General features: G+C 68.5%; 4 protein-coding genes. 1 reads left to right on the plus strand and 3 read right to left on the minus strand.

What is annotated here, in order from left to right:
• Positions 1–41: 41 nt before the first annotated feature.
• The 3 genes from QH283_RS02790 to QH283_RS30265 all read right to left on the minus strand — a co-directional run bounded on the left by QH283_RS02790 (position 42) and on the right by QH283_RS30265 (position 1,618).
• Positions 42–182, minus strand: a complete 141-nt coding sequence (locus QH283_RS02790; RefSeq protein ID WP_280501448.1) for a hypothetical protein — start codon at positions 180–182, stop codon at positions 42–44.
• Positions 183–196: 14 nt separating this feature from the next.
• The gene (locus QH283_RS02795; RefSeq protein WP_280501449.1) at positions 197–1,105 is read right to left on the minus strand and encodes a helix-turn-helix domain-containing protein; all 909 of its coding nucleotides are present in this window, start codon (positions 1,103–1,105) and stop codon (positions 197–199) included.
• Between the two features lie 144 nt (positions 1,106–1,249).
• A complete protein-coding gene (locus tag QH283_RS30265; RefSeq protein WP_414689677.1) occupies positions 1,250–1,618 on the minus strand; it encodes a DUF397 domain-containing protein in 369 nt (122 codons plus the stop codon).
• A 264-nt stretch (positions 1,619–1,882) separates the two neighbouring features.
• On the opposite strand from QH283_RS30265, the gene QH283_RS02805 reads away from it, so the two are divergent.
• Positions 1,883–2,680: an SAM-dependent methyltransferase gene (locus tag QH283_RS02805; protein WP_280501450.1), complete on the plus strand. Its 798-nt coding sequence runs from the start codon at positions 1,883–1,885 to the stop codon at positions 2,678–2,680.
• Positions 2,681–2,846 lie beyond the last annotated feature (166 nt).

Here is a 2,846-nt window from a genome sequence, read left to right on the forward strand (position 1 = left end):
GCGGCGCCCGGCCGCCGCCCCCCCCGTCCGGCCCACCCCCCTCACCCGCCCCCCCCCCCCCCCCCCCCCCCCCCCCCCCCCCCCCCCCCCCCCGCCCCTCCCCCCCCCCCTCCCCCCCCCACCCCCCCCCCCCCCCCCCCCCCCCGGGGGGCCCCGCCGGGGGCGGGGCCGGGCCCGCCCACAGCCGTCTCCGTCGTCAGCCGGGCAGGCCGGCCGCGAAATTCTTCAGGAACTGCCGCGAGGCGTCGGGAGCCATCGCCTGCACACTCAGTCGATCCATCACCGAGCGGTACAGCGCCAGGTCCTGCGGGCGCTCCAGGTACACCGCGCTGGTGAGGTGCTCCAGATAGACCACGTCGGGCAGGTCCGTGTCCGCGAAGCGCAGAATGCTGAACGAGCTGCCCGCGGCGGCGTGCTCGCCCGCCGAGTAGGGCAGGACCTGCACGGTCACGTTGGGCAGCTCGGAGTACTCGATCAGCGCCTCGATCTGTTCGAGATGCACCCGCGAACCACCGACCGGCCGGTGCAGCGCCGCCTCGTCGATGACGGCCCACACGATCGGCGGATCGGTGCGGCGCAGGATCTCCTGTCTGCGCCTGCGCACGGCCACCCGGCGGTCGGTGTCCGCGTCGTCGCTGCCCAGCGCGAGCACAGCCCTGGCGTAGTCCGGCGTCTGCAACAGACCGGGCACGAGATGCGCCTCGTAGGTGCGGATCTTGGCCGCGGCCTGCTCCAGTCCCAGGTACTGACCGAACCACTGCGGCAGCAGGTCGCTGTAGCGGTGCCACCACCCCGGTTCGTTCGCGCGCCGCGCGAGGTCGAGGAAGGTCTCGCGCTCGCTCTCGTCCGTGACTCCGTAGAGGGTCAGCAGGTCCCGGATGTCACGTTCCTTGAACCCGGTACGCCCCAACTCGAGACGACTGATCTTGGCATGCGAGCCGCGAATGGCCTCGCCCGCGGCCTCACGGGTGATTCCGGCCTTGTGCCGCAACTTTCGCAACTCGCCGCCGAGCGCGATCCGCAATACCGTCGGACCGTGCTCCGCGGCGGGCCGCGGCGCACGGCCACCCTGGCCGTCCGGCTGTGCGTTGGGTTCTGCGATCATTGAGCTCGTCTCCGATACTCGAGTTTGCCCACCAGTGTGTCACATCGGCCGCCATACCACGCCGGACATCCACTCGCACGACATCCACCCGGTGGCATCCACCCGGCGACGCGGGACTCACCGCATCGATCGCAATGTTACCTTTCAGTTAGTCAAATCGTCGAATTCTCCGGCCTTCGCGCCGCGCACGAAGGCGTCGATCTCCGGCCGGGTGTAGAACACGACCGGACCCTCGGGGTCGCGCGAGTTGCGAAGCGCCACAAGCCCTCCCGACGCCTCTGCCAGCTCGACGCAGTTGCCGCCGCTGGGGCCGCTGAAGGAACTCTTGCGCCAAGCACCGGTGACACGGGCCTTGGCCGGCGCGCCTGATGCCGACATTTCCGACGCCGACATATTCAACTCCGACATTTTCATCTCCTCTGTGCGCAGTGCGAAGGATGCATGCTTTCGTCGGTTGTGCAGATGCAAACTCAAACGTTCTTGCATCTGCACCGCCGCGCGGAACGATAGCACGGAGTCATCCGCGTGTGTTGTTGTGCGGCAACAATGTTCGGACCTACCGGTCGGCTTTGTTACGCCTGTCGAGAACTGTCCGAATCTGCCCGATCGACCCAGGACAACCCCCCGCTCCGGGGTCCCGAATCTTGTACTGTCGCAGTGCAACATCCCGGATGTACCGACATTCGCGACACGCCCGCGCCGAATTTCTCCGACGCGCCGCAGCGGGAACGGTGCGTCCGCCACGAAGTACATCGCTCGACCGAGGAGTCGTACGCCATGTCCGAGACCAACGCACCCCTGATCCGAACCGACATCCCGCATTCGGCGCGTATCTGGAACTACTGGATGGGCGGGAAGGATTGGTACGAGATCGACCGGATCGCAGGCGATGCGGGCATCGAGGTCGATCCCGACATCACCACCATGGCCGTCCAGTCCCGTCAGTTCCTCATCCGCGCCGTGGGTTTCCTGACGCGCGAGGTGGGCATCCGGCAGTTCCTCGACATCGGCACCGGCCTGCCGACCATGCAGAACACCCACGAGGTCGCGCAGAGCATCGCCCCGGAGACCAAGGTGGTCTACGTCGACAACGACCCGCTGGTGCTGACCCACGCCCGCGCGCTGCTGACCAGCACCACCCCCGAGGGCGTCACCACCTACATCGACTGCGACTTCCACGACCCGGAGCTGATCATCTCCGGCGCGCACAACGTGCTGAACTTCAACGAGCCGATCGGCGTGATGTTCATGGGCGTGCTCGGCCACGCCAAGACCTACGAGGACATGCGCCGGATCGTGAACACGGTGCTGGACGCCGTCCCGTCGGGCAGCCACCTCATCCTGTGGGACGGCACCGTCGACAATCCCAATTACGTGGCCCTGTGCGATAACTACGCCGAGACCGGCGGCGTGCCGTACCACACCAGGACCCAGGACGAGATCCGCGCGGTCTTCGACGGCCTGGAGTTCGTCGAGCCCGGCTTCACCTCCATCACCGAGTGGCGGCCGGATCCGAGCCAGGTCGGCGCGGCCCGCCCGATCTCGGCCTACGGCGGCGTGGCGCGCAAGCCCTGACCCACGCCGGGTTACCCGAGCCGATCCACCGGGTCCACGGTCCGTCGGACACGGGGCGGAGAACGGCCGCGCCGCCTCCGTCGCATGCGCACATCGCGATGAAACATGCTGTGGCACAACGAAAGCCCCGGCCCCCCCCCCGGGGGGGGGGGGGGGGGTATGAGGG

Origin of the sequence: Nocardia farcinica, assembly GCF_029867845.1 — a bacterium.
GTDB lineage: Bacteria > Actinomycetota > Actinomycetes > Mycobacteriales > Mycobacteriaceae > Nocardia > Nocardia farcinica_A.